This window comes from Clostridium acidisoli DSM 12555 (genome assembly GCF_900176305.1).
GTDB classification, from domain to species: Bacteria; Bacillota; Clostridia; order Clostridiales; family Clostridiaceae; genus Clostridium_I; species Clostridium_I acidisoli.
Genome location: NZ_FWXH01000020.1, coordinates 1 through 17761, shown reverse-complemented (window position 1 = coordinate 17761; position 17761 = coordinate 1). Strand labels below are relative to the sequence as shown.

11 protein-coding genes are annotated in these 17761 nt (G+C 30.5%); 1 reads left to right on the top strand and 10 read right to left on the bottom strand.

Going from position 1 to position 17761, the window contains the following annotated elements:
* Nucleotides 1-84: 84 nt before the first annotated feature.
* From B8978_RS16160 to B8978_RS16125, 8 genes are all read right to left on the bottom strand, one after another.
* Nucleotides 85-1968 (bottom strand): ABC transporter ATP-binding protein, encoded by a 1884-nt coding sequence (locus B8978_RS16160; protein WP_176212733.1) that lies wholly within the window; start codon nt 1966-1968, stop codon nt 85-87.
* A complete protein-coding gene (locus B8978_RS16155) occupies nt 1961-3790 on the bottom strand; it encodes an ABC transporter ATP-binding protein (protein ID WP_084117340.1) in 1830 nt (609 codons plus the stop codon). The genes B8978_RS16160 and B8978_RS16155 overlap by 8 nt, the downstream gene beginning before the upstream one ends.
* A gap of 51 nt (nt 3791-3841) precedes the next feature.
* Nucleotides 3842-4609: a class I SAM-dependent DNA methyltransferase gene (locus B8978_RS16150; protein ID WP_084117339.1), complete on the bottom strand. Its 768-nt coding sequence runs from the start codon at nt 4607-4609 to the stop codon at nt 3842-3844.
* 150 nt (nt 4610-4759) lie between these two features.
* A complete protein-coding gene (locus B8978_RS16145; RefSeq protein ID WP_084117338.1) occupies nt 4760-5902 on the bottom strand; it encodes an acyl-CoA dehydrogenase in 1143 nt (380 codons plus the stop codon).
* Between the two features lie 50 nt (nt 5903-5952).
* On the bottom strand, nt 5953-7386 hold the full coding sequence (locus tag B8978_RS16140; protein WP_084117337.1) for an FAD-binding oxidoreductase: 1434 nt from the start codon (nt 7384-7386) through the stop codon (nt 5953-5955).
* Nucleotides 7387-7415: 29 nt separating this feature from the next.
* Nucleotides 7416-8990 (bottom strand): L-lactate permease, encoded by a 1575-nt coding sequence (locus tag B8978_RS16135; RefSeq protein ID WP_084117336.1) that lies wholly within the window; start codon nt 8988-8990, stop codon nt 7416-7418.
* 287 nt (nt 8991-9277) lie between these two features.
* A complete protein-coding gene (locus tag B8978_RS16130) occupies nt 9278-10222 on the bottom strand; it encodes an electron transfer flavoprotein subunit alpha/FixB family protein (protein WP_084117335.1) in 945 nt (314 codons plus the stop codon).
* Between the two features lie 20 nt (nt 10223-10242).
* Entirely contained in the window at nt 10243-11028 is a 786-nt protein-coding gene (locus tag B8978_RS16125) for an electron transfer flavoprotein subunit beta/FixA family protein (RefSeq protein ID WP_084117334.1), read from the bottom strand.
* A gap of 243 nt (nt 11029-11271) precedes the next feature.
* Here B8978_RS16125 and B8978_RS16120 point away from each other — a divergent pair, with 243 nt between their 5' ends.
* Entirely contained in the window at nt 11272-12021 is a 750-nt protein-coding gene (locus tag B8978_RS16120) for a hypothetical protein (protein WP_084117333.1), read from the top strand.
* Here B8978_RS16120 and B8978_RS16115 read toward each other — a convergent pair.
* Complete coding sequence (locus B8978_RS16115) at nt 12011-13207, bottom strand: MFS transporter (protein ID WP_176212732.1); 1197 nt, start codon at nt 13205-13207, stop codon at nt 12011-12013. The two genes, B8978_RS16120 and B8978_RS16115, sit on opposite strands and share 11 nt — an antisense overlap.
* A gap of 312 nt (nt 13208-13519) precedes the next feature.
* Nucleotides 13520-17761, bottom strand: a 4242-nt coding sequence (locus B8978_RS16110) for a non-ribosomal peptide synthetase (protein ID WP_139796071.1), incomplete at its 5' end; no start/stop codon positions are given.

Sequence of the window (17761 nt, the reverse complement as noted above, 5' to 3'; positions counted from 1 at the left end):
ATTCTTAAATATTTGTATTATATGTAAATTATATATTATCTTTTATCTATATGCAACTTATTTTAGTAATTTCCTGTGTTCTTGTCAGGAAAAATCATAACTTTCAGTTTCTGTTTTATAATATTTTGCCTGTGCCATGTACAAACTTGCATAAACATTTTTTTCATCCTTGATAAGGGTATTATGGTTACCTCTTTGAATAATTTTGCCACTATCAAATACAATGATATCATCACAAAATCTACAGCTGCTCATTCTGTGTGATATAAAAATGCTTGTCTTATCTTCCACTAATTCATTGAATTTTGAATAAATTTCAAATTCACTAATTGGATCAAGTGCTGATGTTGGTTCATCAAGTATAACAAAAGGAGCATCTTTGTATAAGGCTCTTGAAATTGCTATTTTTTGAGCTTCTCCACCGCTTATTTCTACTCCATCTTCATCATATTTATATAAATTAGTTTCTATATTTCGTGGCATTTCTTTCACCCTGTCAGCTATTCCTGATAAGCTTAAACATTTCCATACCTTATCATCTTCCACATTTCTATTGGTTGCAACATTTTCACGTACAGGAAATGCAAACAAATTAAAATCTTGAAATGCAACAGAAAACATTGATAAATACTCATCATAATCATATTGCTTTATATCTATGCCATTTAAAGTTATATACCCTTCTGTTGGATCATATAGTCTGCATAGCAGCTTTATAAATGTAGTTTTACCTGCACCATTTTTTCCTACAACAGCTATTTTATTTTTTACAGTTAATCTGCATGATACATGTTTAAGCGTATAATCGTCAGTTTTTGAATATTTAAATGATACATCGTGGAATTCAATATCATATACATTATCTTTTCTTTTTTCTATTTGTAATGATCCTGTTTGTTTTTTATTATCCATATTAATAAATTCAGTAAATACTTTAATAAATTCAGTTTGAAGCTTTATAAGCTGATTAACATCAATTATGCTTATAACCGCAGTATTAAATATACTTATAGCACCTATATATTTTGTAAGTTCACCAATTGTAATGCTTCTTGCTAATACCTTTAAAATCACAATAATGTATGCAACATACATATAAATTGAATTACTTAGAAGATTGCAGGTTTCTTTATTTTTAATTTTTTCATAATAAAACATATCATAAAATTTTTTTGCTTCATGCATATGCTTATTATAATTATTGTGAATCATTTCAAACATATTGAATATTCTTATATCCTTTCCCTTGGAATAATTTAAGAATACATGATCTGTATAATAGTCAAATTTCCTTTCAACTATCATTTTTTTCTTAAATAGTTCTGCACTGTGGTTATTCGATTTTATTGCTACGTATTTATTGAATTTCATGTTAAATGCAGTTAAAACTACTAGTACAGCCAAGGAAAACGGCATAGAAGCAAATACATTAATTATATGACTGTTACTTGAAGGAGCAATAAAACATAATAATATAACCAAGGAAACAGATGTTATGATTTTGAATATTGCCTCAAGTAGTTGTCTGTAATACATTATAAATGCATCATAACCTCCTTTATGCTCCATAGTATATTCTGCATTAGATATTTTTTGTAACACTTGAGTATCCTCCATGATGTCAAAATCTATTTCCAATGCCTTTTTCTTAATTAACATAACCATTTTTCTCTGAACATACTTTGCTTTATACTTATTTGTATTGTTTAAAAGGTCTATTAATAAACCAATCAATAAATTAGATATTATTAAACCTGTAATCAAAAATGGTATTTTTACAAAATTTTTAGCTATAATTACATCTATCATATACGCTGAGATGTAAAGTTCTATATATGGAAAAAGTGCAGCTAGAAAAGATTGCATTATACATAGCGGTATAATACTTCTGTCTATCTTATGAATCATTTTTAAGCCTTCAAAACCATTTTTATGATAGTCAAACTTTTTCAATATTTTATCAAACAACTTTTGGCTCCTCCTCCTTATAATAAGAGGCCTGTATATTAAACATTTTTGCATACTCTCCGTTCTTTTTTAAAAGCTCATCGTGAGTCCCTTCCTCAATAATTTTTCCGTGGTTTAACATAATGATTCTGTGGCAAAATTTTGTTGAGCTTAATCTATGGGAAATAAACACGCTTGTTTTATCATTTATTAATGAACTGTATTTTTCATACATCTCACTTTCCGCCAATGCATCAAGTGCTGAAGTTGGTTCATCCAAAATAATTATAGGACTATCTTTATATAAACATCTAGCAAGCATTAACTTTTGAGTTTGTCCTCCTGAAAAAACTACACCATCATCGTCAAGTTCTTTAAGCATATTTGTATTAACTCCGTTTGTAAGTTTACCCACCCTGTCACTTAGCCCTGACAATTCAATACATTTATTAACCTTATCATAGTCGGTTTTTTCCTTAATACAGCCGGATATATTTTCTGCTATTGATAAAGCTAGTACTTGAAAGTCTTGAAATACAACAGAAATTACTTTAAAATAATCTTCTCTTTTATATGTGCTTATATCTACACCGTCTAAATATATTTTTCCTTCAGTAGGTTTATATAATCCACATATAAGCTTTACAAGTGTAGTTTTGCCTGCTCCGTTAACACCTACAAGGGCAAGTTTTTCCCCCCTATGAATTGTCAAGTTAAACTTATCAAATGTTTTTGTTTTACTCCCTGGAAAGCAAAATGATACATTTTCAAATCTTAATTCATGTGTTTTTTCTTTTGGTATTTGCTTATACGTATTACTTAACCCATCATTGTTTTCCGAATTAACATCATCCATTTCTACAGCAGTTCTTGAATTATTTACAGTTACATTATTTAATTGTAAATATTTTATGCTGTCAAATATACTTGTTATCCAACCGTTAACACCTAAAATCAACCCTATAGCCATAATAAATTGGCTTATATCTAACCCGCTTTTTACTTTGTTAAATACAACAAAATAAGCAATAGCATATTTTACTGCTGCTAAACTTCGTTCTGATATATTAACTAAATAATATATTCTAAGCTCCTTCTCTGACCATTTTTGTCTTAGACCAATTAAATACTCAAAGGTATCCATAAACCAATTTTTGATGTTGTGTAATCGTACATCCTTGGCATTTTTTAAAGAAATTGACTCTCTAGATAAATATTTTAATTTTGTATCGATTTTGAACCATTTTTCTTTATTTTTATTTATCCACTTCTCGTCTAAAATATTAACAATAACGGAAATGGACGATACAAGTATTAAAATCACTGAAACCAGAATGTTTATTTTCGCAATAAAAATACAATACACAATAAGTCCTAATATACCTTGCAATAAAGTTCTAAAGTCTGATATCATGTGAGTAAAACCTTGATGAAAATCGTCCATATATGAATCGATTCCTGCATTAAAAATTTCTCTGCCTTTTGAAGTATCAATGTTCTGATAATTTGTCATCATGATATTGTCATAATAATCCAAACATTTAAACATCCGTATTGTGTCTACTTCATTATTTAAACTTATTTCAATTCTTTTGTAGAAAATTGTTACAGTATACAAAATCAAGCAATAACATGTTAACTTTAATAAAATCTGTGAAACGCTACTTTCTTCTGTCAATAATTTTACCGCGTATGCTGGCAACAATGTTAACATAAAGGTTGTAAATATATTGGATAATACAACTATAACTGCGCCAAGCAAATACTTAACTTTGTAATCCTGCAATATGTATTTGTGTGTAAAAATTGTATTTTTAAATACACTGTAATTTTTCTTGTCCAACCTTATCACCTCATGACAAACATAATAGCTTTAATGAAAATAGAGATGAATTTATTTAGATAATTTTAAAATCATATAACTTGGAGTTTCAATGAAGGAATTATAACGACCGTAATTATTTTGTTTCCATTTCTCTGGCGGATATGGTTCTTCTACTCTTTCAATCTTTAACCCAGCACTGATAATTGCATTAAGATAATCTCCAAACGTATGATGATAACTTGTACTTAAAAAATCTTTAATTTTATCATTATACTCTATCCAAGGCTGAATATACGCCCTTTTACTTTTATCTAAATATTTTACAATCCATTCATCATCAGATGGAAATTTTCCATTTTTATCAATTGGATATTGTGCTGTATACACTGGATTCATTACGGAAACAATACAAATGCCTTTCTCATTCAATGCATTATAAATATTATTAAATAACCCTTTAAGGTCACTAATATAGTGGAATACCGTAGATGAAAATATAAAATCAAATTTTTCATCAATATATGTATTAAAATTACTAATATCACCTTTTATAAACTCAACTTTTGAATTTCTATTTACTGACTTTTCTTTTGCAATATCCAGCATTTCCTCCGAAATATCAAGTCCTAACATAGAAATCGGATTTTCTTTTTCAAAAAGGAAGTCAAATCGTCCTGTACCACAACCTAAATCTAGAATTCTTTTCCCTTGCAAATTAGGTAATATTTTTTTTATACATGGCCATTCAATCGTATAACTGTATGATTCTTCATCTTCTGTAAAGTTTTCATAAGCTTTGGACATTTCATCCCAATTTTTTTCTATTTCATTTTTCAATTTAATTCCCCCCCCAATTAAATTAATAATCTCTAATTCTCTTTTTCACTAATACCATTATATAACATTGGGCTAATTATGAAAATGACAGGTAAGCCTATAGGTTTACCTGTCATGTTAAATTTCACAAAATTAATTTTTAGTTGTCTATTATTTAACGCCCATCCATCCGGAAATTACCATCATTTGAACTTCTGATGTTCCTTCATAAATTTCTGTTATTTTTGCATCACGCATCATTCTTTCAATTGGATAATCGCTTGAATATCCATAGCCACCAAATAATTGTAAACAACGTCTTGTTACATCACTAGCATTTCTAGAAGAAACTAATTTGGCCATAGCAGCATACTGTGAAAATCTTTCATTCTCATCCTCTGCGCATGCAGCTTGATATACCAAAAGTTTTGCTGCTTCTGTATTTGCACGCATCTGGGCAAGTTCAAATTGTGTGTTTTGGAATTTTGAAATAGGTCTTCCAAATTGAACACGTTCTGTAACATATTTAACAGTTTCATCTATTGCACCTTCTGCAATACCAAGAGCTTGTGCAGCAATACCTACACGACCTCCATCAAGAGTTGCCATGGCAAGATTAAAACCTCTACCTTCTTCTCCTAAAAGATTTTCCTTTGGAACTATGCAATTATCAAAGAATAACTCACATGTAGATGATGCACGAATTCCCATCTTTAATTCATGACCTCCAACAGAAAAACCAGGGAAATCTTTTTCAACGATAAATGCTGAAATACCCTTTGTTCCTTTACTCTTATCTGTCATAGCAAGAATAATATATATGTCTGCATATCCTGCATTAGTAATAAATATCTTGCTACCATTTAGTACATAATGGTCTCCTTCTAGTACTGCTGTTGTCTTTTGCATAGAAGCATCAGTTCCAGCAGCAGGTTCTGTTAATCCAAAGGCACCTAATTTTTCACCTGAAGCAAGTGGTTTTAAATATTTCTCTTTTTGCGCTTCTGTACCATATTTATAAATTGGTGTTGCACAAAGACTTGTATGTGCTGATACTATGACACCTGTTGTAGCACAACATTTTGATAATTCTTCTACACATTGTACATAACTTAAGGTATCCATTCCAGCTCCACCATATTCTTCTGGAAATGGTATTCCAAGCAAACCCATTTCAACCATTTTATCTACATTTTCCTTGGGGAAACGCATGCTTTCATCAATTTCCTTTGCAATTTGTTTCACCTCATTTTCTGCAAACTCACGATACATTTCTTGTAATTGCTCATGATTTTCATCTTGTTTAAAATTCATATTAATTTCCACCTTTCTTTTTCTTATATGTGTATATCAATTGTGTTTTATTAGTTGTTGCCATCTAATGGGCAGCATACTTTACCTGGGTTCATAATAGAATTCGGATCAAACACTTTTTTAATACCTTTCATTAATTCCATGTTCACTTCTCCAACACTATCTGATAAATGGCTCATTTTGCCACTGCCAATTCCATGTTCTCCTGAAACAAGGCCCCCACATTTTGTTGCCTCTTTATAAATAATTTTAAAGAATTTATTAACCCTTGCTTTAAATTCTGTTTCTTCTAAATCATTACTACATTGGTATATGTGAAGATTTCCATCTCCTGCATGTCCAAAACTCTTAATAGTTATTCCGCACTCTTCACCAGCTTTATTTACAAAAGCAAGGTAAGAAGCAATTTTATTTACTGGAACTACTACATCACATTCATCTAATAATTTTGTTTCTGCCATAATTGCGTCTAAGAAACTAGAACGTGCAGCCCATGCATCTTTTATCTTTGCAGGTGTATCAGCTACAAGAACATCAATTGCTCCTGCTTCTAATACTACTTCACTGGCTTGTTCAATAAGATTATTAAGTTCATCTTCATCACTTGCATCTATGGTAACAAGTAAATATGCATTTGCAGTTATTCCATCAACTACTTGTGGAAATACGCTCTTTCCAATATACCTTTCACTAGCTAAAACAATTTCTCTTTCCATAAACTCCAATGCTTCTGGATTCATGTGCTCCATTTTAAATTTAGGAACAGTTGCAATGCAATCATCTAAATTTTCAAAAGGAATTATTAAACTTGCAACTACCTTTGGTGCCGGCATAGTTTTCAAAGTAAGTTCTGTAATAATTCCAAGTGTACCTTCTGAACCAATCATTAAATTTAGTAAGCTGTAACCTGAACTTGTTTTTGATACTGTAGCTCCAAAATGAGTAATTTCTCCAGTTGGAAGAACTACTGTCATTGCTCGTACATAATCACGTGTTGCACCATATTTAACAGCTCTCATTCCACCAGCATTTGTTGAAACATTTCCACCTACGCAAGCTGACTTTTCTCCAGGATCTGGAGCATATAATAGTCCTTGTTTTGCACAATCCTCTGCAAGATCTTTTAACAAAACACCAGCCTCTACATGAACAACAAAATTTTCTAGGTCATAAGAAAGTATTTTATTCATCTTTGTAAGATCAATTAAAACTCCTCCTAAAAGTGGAACTGCTCCTCCTACAAGTCCTGTTCCTGAACCCCTTGGAGTTACTGGTATCTTATTTTCATTACATATTTTTACTACTGCAGCAACTTCCTCTGTAGAATGCGCAATTAATACAACTTGTGGAGCCTTTTTGCCATAAATGGGCATTTCGTCATGGCAATAGTCTGCATTGATATCATCCCCTGTTAAAATATGTCCCGGAGCTACCTTCTGTAACTTTGAGACTATTTCTTCTGTCAATTGATTATACTGAGCCATAAAAATCCTTCCCTTCTAAAAATACCTTTTTATTTTATAAATAATGTTCCTAGGAAACATATAACGCCTCCTATAATTACATAGCATAAGAAATATTTAAATACATTCCCTAAAATTTTACTTTCTGAACCAGATTCATTAATTGCACTTGCACCAATTGCAATACTTTGAGGACAAATCATCTTTCCAATACCTCCTCCAAGAACATTTGCTGCTGCCATCCATGCTGGAGAAAGTCCAAGACTTTGGGCTGTTTTTGCTTGTAAGCCTCCAAATAAAACAGAGGTTGATGTACCTGAGCCTGTAACAAATCCTCCTATAGCTCCAATTAATGGAGAAATAAACGGATATGCCCTTCCTGTAGCCACAACTAGAAGGCTGGCAATATCTGCAATCATTCCACTATATCCCATTACCTTTGCTACTGACATAACGCAACAAATTGTAACAATTGTTTTCCAGTTTGCTTTTAACGTAGCAAACAATACCTCTAACATGGTTGACACTTTTGCACCTTGAACAAAGCCTCCAATAATTGCGGCAACAAAAATGATAATACCAGGTGTATTAATCCAACTAAAAGCTAGCTTACTTCCACCTTTACCAGCATATACAACCACAACACTTTTAATTGGTGCAATAAGACGATTAATTACTGGAAATAAAGTTGATGTAAACAGCAGCATTATGAATATTAGAATAAATGGACACCATGCTTTTAATGCTTTACCAAATGATATAGTATCTTCTCCATCCTGTTTTGCTGATATGGATTCCTGTTCCTTCTTGTCCAAATTTTCAATGGAATACTCAGCTTCAGGCTTTTTATTAAAGATTCTTGCCACGATAACTGTACATGCCATACAACAAATAGAGCCTACTATATTCGGTAGTTCTGCTCCAACTACTGTTGCTGTAATGTACCAAGGCACTACAAATGATAATGCAGCAACTAGTGTAACACCAAATGCTCCCTTTAATGCCTTTATTCCACCACCTACAATACATACCATAATAAATGGACTAATAAAGGCAAGAATAACCTCAATTATCGCCGTGTTTGTTGCTAAAGTATGAGATGCAACGCCAGTTACTGATGAAAGTGTTACCAAAGGTATACCAACTGACCCAAATGCAGTTGGCGTACTATTTGCAACCAAGCATGATACAACTGCTGCAAATGGATTTAATCCAATACCAGCTAGCATAGATGCTGGTATTGCAACAGCTGTACCAAACCCTGCCATACCTTCCATAAAGCAACCGAATCCCCATCCAATAATTAATGTTAAAACTCTTTTATCAGTAGATACTCCGCCAAGCATTTTCTTTATAGCTTCCATTGCGCCTGTACGTAAGGTTAAGTTATACGTAAACAAAGCTGCAACAATAACTAAACAAATTGGCCACAAGGCGTTGAGTATACCTTCCAATACAGCTGATGCGGCATATGCTGCATTCAGTTTCCAAAAACCAATACCTAAAACTATTGTAATAACAAGTGCAATAGCAGTAGCTTTATGCGCCGGCATTTTTAACCCACTCAATGCAATTATGAGGCAAACAATGGGCAATATTGCTATTAAAAATTTTAAAAATAACATTTTTTATCCCCTCATTCAATTTATTATGGTAATATCCCTTATTTATTGTAACTACCATTTAAATTTTGATCATATAACTTTTCCCCTATTTTATTAATACTATTTTTAAGTATTAAATTTTATAAATAATTTTATTTTTTATGAATTGAGGTTTATTATTCAGAAACTATCCTACTAATTTTTTAGTACCATAGTCCCTTTATCATTTATGTTATTAATACACTGTTTAGCTTTAGAATATCTATTTATAATTTTGTTTTCATTTTTACCCTAAGGTAACGAAAACTTTACTTTATTTTTTCTTTTGCTTTCTTCATTTCTGTAATCATTGCTGGTAGAATTTCAGTTACATTTCCAACAATACCTACATTTGCAATTTCAAAAATTGGAGCATCTTCATCTTTGTTAATTGCTACTATATAACTAGCTCCTGACATTCCCGATGTATGTTGTGTAGCTCCAGAAATACCACATGCAATATAAAGTTTTGGTGCTACAATCTTTCCTGATTGTCCAACTTGATGTGCACGAGAAATCCATCCATCTTCAATTGGCGGTCTTGTTGCACCTACTACACCACCAAGTACATCTGCTAATTCCTCAACAAGTTTGAAATTTTCTGCATTTCCCATTCCACGTCCACCAGCAACAACAACCTGTGCTTCTTCTAAATTAACGGATTCAGAAATTTCTTTTACTGTGTCAATAATTTTTGCCTTAACAGCACTAGCTGGAATTTCTATTTTTTTCTCTATAACACCTGCATTTGAAGCATTCTCTGGTTTTGCAAAGCTTCCATTTCTAACTGTAATTACTGCAGTGCCTTCTACTTCAATATGTTCTAGAACTGTACCACCATAAGCTGGCCTAGTATATATAATCTTGTCATCATTTTTACTCATTCCTATTACATCAATTACACAGCCTAAACACATACGCCCTGCAACACGTGGTGCAATGTCTTTAGCAAGTGTTGTATTTGCTAGTAAAACAATATCTGGATTTTGTTCCTTAATAATTTCTGACAATACTTCTGTTAAAGTGTCACAGTCTGCAGCAGAATCTATGAAAATAGCTGGCATACCCAAAGCAGCTATATTATCTGCCACTGACCTGTTACCTACTATAAGCGCTGTTCCTTCTGCATCTAATGATTTTACTGCACTAATCAATTCAAGGCTTCCACCTATTGCTTTTTCTCCATCTGCCTCAATAAACAATAATGCTTTCATACTTTTGTTTTCCCCCTTAATTAGATTGCCTTATCTTTTTTCATTTGCTCCATAGCAGCACTTACTGCTAGCAGCGCATCTTTCTCATTAATTTTTATACCAGCCTCTTTCTTAGGAGGTTCAACATATTCAATACAACGTACTTTTGCTTGTTTTACCTCTCCAATTTCTGAAGCTGAATAAGTTGGAATCACTGCTTTACGGCTTGCCATCTTAGTTTTAATTGTAGGATAACGTGGATCATAATTTGGTTTGCTTACTGTTACTACGGCTGGAGCTTCTAAAGAAACTAAATTATATCCCTCCTCAATTTCTTGATGAACTTCCAAGGCATCATCCTTCAAATCGATTACAACTGCATTGCTAACAAAGCCTGTACCTAATTTTTCAGCAAGCATTGCTCCTACTTGACCAGTAATTTCATCTGTAGATTCCTTCCCACAAAGAATTAAATCAAATTTTTCACCTTTGTCTTTTTCAATTTTATGAATAGCGTCTGCCAAAGCATCAGCTGCTCCAATAGCATCTAAATCTGCATATAAATCATCTTTTACAAAGAATGCTCCTTTAGCTCCTACAGCAAGACAATTTTTTAATGTATTTAAAGCATCAGCTGCTCCAATAGTTAATACGCTAACATTTCCTCCATGAGTTTCTGTAAACCGAACTGCTAGCTCTAATGCATATGTATCAAACGCATTTGCTACCAAACTGACTCCATTCAAATTAGGCTTTTTTGTCTTGTTATCCAAATGAATTTCAACAGAATCATCTGGAACCTGTTTTACACATAACAGAATATTCATACTTTTCCTCTCCTTCATGCTTTTGTATTATTAACCTATTGTTCCATGGTACTATGGTCGTACCATTTAGCTAATTTTACCACACTATTTTAAACGGTTCAATGATTTATGCACTTTTATTCTTCATTTCTTTTTCATTAGGAATTATATGCTGCTTATGATATAATATTAAAAAATTTGATTCCGAATAATAAAATATTGTGTAATATCTACAAAACAATAAAATTGAAAGGTGAGTATTATATGAAGGAATTATTAATCATGAGTTTTTTAGCATTAAGTATAGGAATCCTTTTATTAATATTAGCTATTAAATTACTAATAAAGAAAAAAGGCGGTCCAGCAATTGTATATAGTTCCCTGATTTTGTTTCCAATTTTTTTGTTTATTGTTCCCTCTGTATTAGTTCCTCCATTAGCTTCTCCTAATTCAAGTCCAAACTACTTATTTGGAAATTTAATACTTTCAGTCCCAAGAGGTATATATTGTTTTAATATCTTGATCTTTGTAGTTTTTGTTTTGATTAAAGAAAATATATCACCTACGTCTATACTTGATAATAAAGAAAATGTAAAATCTAATCTTAAAAACATTGCTGCTGGAATAAGACTCCTACACTATTCAATTTTTGGAAATATACTATATATTATTCCTACATTTATAGGAATAGTACATATAATGCATTCAACAACATTAACTGATGGCTCTTTTTTTCTTGGACTTTTTACTTGGGCTGTAATACTATTTCTACCTCTTGCACAAATTTACGTTATTGCAGTTTTTGCCATAATTTCTTTAATAATTTTAGGAATTATTATATTTATAACATCTATAAATGGAATTATTCGCATAACTTCAGCAACTGTCCAAAATAAAAAGGGTAGAGTTTTTTATTTTATGGTTATTTTATTGCCCATTATCAATGTTATCTACATGTTTTTTGTGTGTCACTTAGGAAATAAAAAATTGAAAAATGCAGGTGTTATGTCGTAAATTTATTTTTATTAAATTTACGGAATGTTCCACAAAGCGCCCCTAACATCATTAATATAAATGCTAATATAAAAATTAATAACGGTGAATATTTATTTGCTAAAATTCCCGAAATAATTTTAGCTGCTATAACTATCACCGCTTGGATACTTTGGATTAATCCAAAAAACTGTCCCATAATTTTATTGTCAACAGTTTTCTGCTCTATTGTAAGTGAACTTATGCCCATAATTGGCATAGTTACGCCTTGAAATGCAAATAATAGAGCAACAATATAATATTTTCTAAAAACAACTAATAAAATATACATAAGTCCATAAATAAAATACGAATAAATAAACAGCCTAGTTATATGAATTCTTTTACTTAAATTTGGCACGATAAATGCTCCTAATATTCCTCCCGCTGTCATCAATGATAAAGTTATTCCATAATATTTCTCAGGTAGATTGAGAACTTCTGTTATATATCCAGGCATTATAATAGGTATCATCCCAAAAGCAAATGACAAAACACAAACCATCGTAACTACAATTCTTAGATTATTATTTTTATTTATTACATTAAAAACTTCTCTAAATGAAGATTTTAATTTGTGCTCCTCTAAATTGCTATCTATAGTGTTCGACTTATATTTTATAAACCAAGTTACTATTCCGGAAATTAAAAAGGTTAAACTGTCAAATATAATTGCAACCTTAAATGCTAATACCCCACCTAATACAGGCCCTATTAATGAAGCTATATTATCTAGTAGACTAAACATCGAGTTACAATTCTCCAGTTGATCTCCTTCAACAACTTGTGGAATAATCGCCTCAGATGATGGTGAAAAAAACACACTACCAATAGACATAAAAAAACTAAATGCAAAAATTGCATATGTATTTTTATTAAATATTAAAATGAAACTTACTAGAGCAAATCTAAAGGAATCTGAAATTACCATTATCTTTTTCCTATTATACTTATCCGCAAATATTCCAGCGTATGGACTTAAAATTACTGATGGTATCATCATTATTATTGCATTTAAGGCCATCATAATATATGAATTTGTATTAGTAAAAACATAAAATGGTATGGCAACAGATCTAACGCCATTTCCTATTTCAGAAGTAAAATTTGCACTTAAAAGTTTTCTAGCATTTCTATTTTGTAATATAGTAAATATCTTTTTATTCATATATTTTCCTTCAATTTTCATTTTTGGGATATAAAACTATATTCATACGTATTATTATATGTTTTTCCCAAAAACTCATCAAGCACCTCCTAATCTTTATATATTTTTTTGCTATATCTTCATTTAATAAGTGGTTATTTTCAAGGTATTTATTATTCATATTTGTTTAAAAAGTTTATATTACAATCTAATAATATCATATTAAATGTATAATTTATATTCATAAAAAAGAACGTACCATGTTTGTTTACACAAATCTATGTACGTTCCTATTCTGATTTCACACAAACTTATTCATTGGTTTTATATACTTTATTCAGCTAATATATTTTTTAATATATCTGCATTTTTATCGCAATGTTCTCCTGATAACATATCTAAATGAAGACCATCCCCATCATATATAACGAACTTACTCATTGTATGGTTCTCCCAATTTAATAAATATTCATAGTGTTCTCTTACTTCTCTAGTACTAGAGCTTGATATAACATGGATATTAGCTTTTACTTTTTCTTTGGTTATATTTTTATTATTGTACTGTATATATTTTTTATGATTTACCATAGCCCTTTCCGCTATATTTTCCTCAAATTCATGGAAATTGTCTATATTAAAAAAGTTTTTCATAATACTAATAACCTCATGCTTTGAAGGGTAAGTTAAATTGTCTTTTACTGATTTTTTTACCGCCGAATCTAACATTATAATATCAGAAACTTCATAACCCTTCTTTTCTAGTACTTTAGCCACTTCAAAAGCTAAATTACCTCCACCAGAATATCCTAATAATATAAACGTTCCTTCATTTTGAGTATCTAGTATGCTTTTTACATACTCATCGATAATATTAGCATTATCAATAAAACTAAATGCATAAATTGAATAATTATCTATCCTATTTACTAAATTTAAATAGGAATATCCATATCCTATAGCTGGTGGAAATGCAAATATATTTTTATCTCCACTATAACTTAGCCTTGTAACAAATTTTCCGCCTTCACCTAAACCAGAATATAATAAATTACAAATATCTTTTATAGTTGGGTTTGTAAATAACTGATCCATTGTAACATTTAGAACCAATTGTTTTTTCATTTTTACCAACAAATCAACTAATTTAATAGAATTTCCACCTAGTTCAAAGAAGTTATCATTTATTCCTACATTCCTTATTCCCAGTACATCTTCCCATATCTTAACTAACTTCTCTTCCATTTCATTTCTTGCTGCCTCATACCCTGCCCCTGTATTAATTTTTCCTTGTGGCTCTTGTAATGCCTTTCTGTCTACCTTTCCGTTTATCGTTAGTGGAATTTTATCTATTTTTATAAAGTATGACGGAAGCATATAGTCTGGTAAAGATTTTTTAAGTTCTTCCCTTAATTCACCTACTCTGTATTCTTTGTCACCAACATAATACGCACATAGGTGCTTACTTTCTTCTTTTCCTTTTGCATCTACTACAGTTTCTTTTATCCCCTCTAGTTTTAGTAATGTATTTTCTATTTCTCCTGTTTCTATTCTAAAACCTCTTATCTTAACTTGATAATCTATTCTTCCTAAACATTCTATTGTTCCATCTGGCAGCCATATTGCTAGATCTCCTGTTTTATACATCTTTTGCCCTGGTTCATATGGATTTGCTACAAATTTCTCTTCGGTTAATTCTTTATTGTTTAAATATCCCCTTGAGAGTCCATATCCACTTATACATAGTTCTCCTGCTGCACCTATTGGCATCAATTTATTGTTCTTATCAACTATATATATTCTTACATTATCTATTGGTTTTCCTATTGGCATATTTAAATAATTTTTTAAATTATTTATAGTTATATTATTACATGCGGCATCAACACAGCACTCCGTAGGTCCATATACGTTACTAATAATAAGCTCCTTATTATTAGCTTTCTTATATAGCTTTTCTATTACTTTTCGTGTAAGTTTATCTCCACCAATTATCAAATTTTTAAGCTTTAAGTTTCTATTTGTTAGAAGCTCTGAATTAGCCATCATTGCTAAATGCATTGGTGTTCCATCTGTTATCTCTATTTTATTATTTAAGTAGAACTGAACTAACTTGTCGCCTTCTTTTCTAGCAGCTTCTGGAACTACATATAATGTATTTCCTAATAATAAAGCACAAAAGATTTGTTTAACTGATGCATCGAAAACATATGGAGCCACTAAAGCTATTTTTAAATTATCATTATATTTGCTGTATATACTTTCATTTAATCCATGTACTAAATTAGTTACATTTGAATGTTCTATCATAACACCCTTAGGCTTTCCAGTTGTTCCTGATGTATATATTACATAGGCTAAATTTTTTGCACTGGCAGTCTTACCTAGGTTAGCACGATCTTCTTTATAGAACTCTTCATCTTCCAAGTCACATACGTCTATTTTTTCATTCTTTATTTTTTCTTTAAACTTACTTTGAGTTAATACTATTTCAGTTTTACTATTCTCTATCATATATTCTATTCTATTCTCTGGATATTCTGGGTCTATTGGCATATATGCTCCACCTGCTTTTAATATACCCATTATTCCTACTATCATTTCAAGAGAACGCTGCACCATTATTCCTACTACAGCATCTGCTCCTACGCCTTTTTTCATTAAGGTTATTCCTAATGAATTAGCTCTTTCATTAAGCTCTTTATAAGTTAACCTTTTATCTTCATATACAACAGCAATATTATCTGGAGCCTTCTTCACGTTTTCCTCAAATAATTCATTTATTGTTTTCTCTCTTGGATAATCTACTTTTGTGTCATTAAACTCCATAAGTAACTTATGCTTTTCTTCTTTCCTTACTACTTCTATATCTTTAATTAGTACTTCTGCATTATCTATAACTTGATTTATTAAGCTTTCGAAATGATTTTTAATTTTTAGTACATTATCCTTTGAATACATTAATTCATTAAATTTAAACTTTATTAAAATAGTATCCTGATATATGACAGTTAAGTTAAAGTTGTAGTTTGTTTGCTCTTGTGATTTACAGCCAATTATTTTTAGATTGTTCTTAGTCAATACTTCATTATTAATGCCATCGCTGTCAACTGGATAGTTTTCAAATATCATTATGTTGTTTACTAACTTTTCTTTAACTTCACTTAACCCTTGTATCTCTGCTAAAGGATAAAAATCATATTCGCTACTTTCTAAGAAAGACTTATTAACAGTAGTCAGTAATTCCTTAAACGTCATATTTCCTTCTGCTTTAACTCTTAAAGGCACAGTATTTATAAATAGTCCTAACATACTTTCTATACCCTTAACCTCTGCATTTCTTCCTGATACAACATATCCAAATACAGAATCATTACTATTGTTATATTTTTGAATCAGTAGTGCCCATACACTTTGCATTATTGTATTAATTGTAACCTTACTATTTCTAGCTATTGCTTCAAGCTTTCTCGTTATATCTTTTCCTATATTAAGGTTAATTTCTTCTTTTTTATATTCCTTACTACTTTCTTTATTTTCAAATGGTACTATTGCTGCTTCATCATAATCTGCTAAATAATTTGTCCAATAATCTTCTGCTGCATCTCTATCCTTATTATTAAGCCACTCTATATACTCGGAATACGGTACTACTTCTTTTAAATTTGCTTTGTATCCATACTTGAGTTCATTATATATCTTAAATAATTCAAGCATTATTATATTGAGACACCAGCCATCCATTATAATATGATGATTATTAAGTATTAGATTATATACATCCTCTTCTGTTTTAATTATTGTCAATTTTATAAGGACATCTTTGTTTAAATCAAAGCCTTGCTTTTTATCATTCTTTACTGCTTTATCTATATAGTCTTCTTTATCAAATTTTTCATCACTTATATCCACATATCTGACATCTGCTTTTCTTTTATAAAATACAATTTGCATATTCCTATTAAAGTTTTCATAATCAAAAGCAGTTCTTAAAATATCATGCCTCTCTACCAATCTATTAAAACTTTCATTTAATAAACTAATATCTAATTGTCCTTTTATCTTTATTACTAATTCTTCATTATAAGCTTCTGACTTATTATCATATAACGTATGGTATAACATTCCTTCTTGCATTGGTGTTAATGGGTATATATTTTTGATATTATCTATATCTTTTAAATACGGTTTTAATTGCTGTAAGGTTATATTTTCCTTTGTTACATCTGCTGCTGTTTTTTCCGATTTATCCTTATTCATACAATGCTCAATAATTGTTATAAGGTTATTTCTATATTCCTGAATTAATTTCTTTATTGTTTCATCTTTATATTCCTTATCATTGTACCTTATATCTATATTTAACTTTTTATCTATGAGTATTCCTGAAAAATCTAATGAGTATAATACCTTATTATTTAAACCTATTGAATTTCCACTGCTTAAAGGTGACATATTAAAGATATCATTATTTATATCTTCATCAAACTGTCCCAAATAGTTAAAGCATATTTCTGGTTTTAACTTAAATTCCATCTTATCCTTAGAAAGATATTTAATTATGCCATAGCCAATTCC

What these genes read in the sequence shown, in the direction of transcription:
- B8978_RS16145 (WP_084117338.1), bottom strand. Translation starts at nt 5,902, where the DNA reads ATGAATTTTAAACAAGATGAAAATCATGAGCAATTACAAGAAATGTAT.
- B8978_RS16115 (WP_176212732.1), bottom strand. Translation starts at nt 13,207, where the DNA reads ATGAATAAAAAGATATTTACTATATTACAAAATAGAAATGCTAGAAAA.
- B8978_RS16125 (WP_084117334.1), bottom strand. Translation starts at nt 11,028, where the DNA reads ATGAATATTCTGTTATGTGTAAAACAGGTTCCAGATGATTCTGTTGAA.
- B8978_RS16135 (WP_084117336.1), bottom strand. Translation starts at nt 8,990, where the DNA reads ATGTTATTTTTAAAATTTTTAATAGCAATATTGCCCATTGTTTGCCTC.
- B8978_RS16120 (WP_084117333.1), top strand. Translation starts at nt 11,272, where the DNA reads ATGAAGGAATTATTAATCATGAGTTTTTTAGCATTAAGTATAGGAATC.
- B8978_RS16130 (WP_084117335.1), bottom strand. Translation starts at nt 10,222, where the DNA reads ATGAAAGCATTATTGTTTATTGAGGCAGATGGAGAAAAAGCAATAGGT.
- B8978_RS16140 (WP_084117337.1), bottom strand. Translation starts at nt 7,386, where the DNA reads ATGGCTCAGTATAATCAATTGACAGAAGAAATAGTCTCAAAGTTACAG.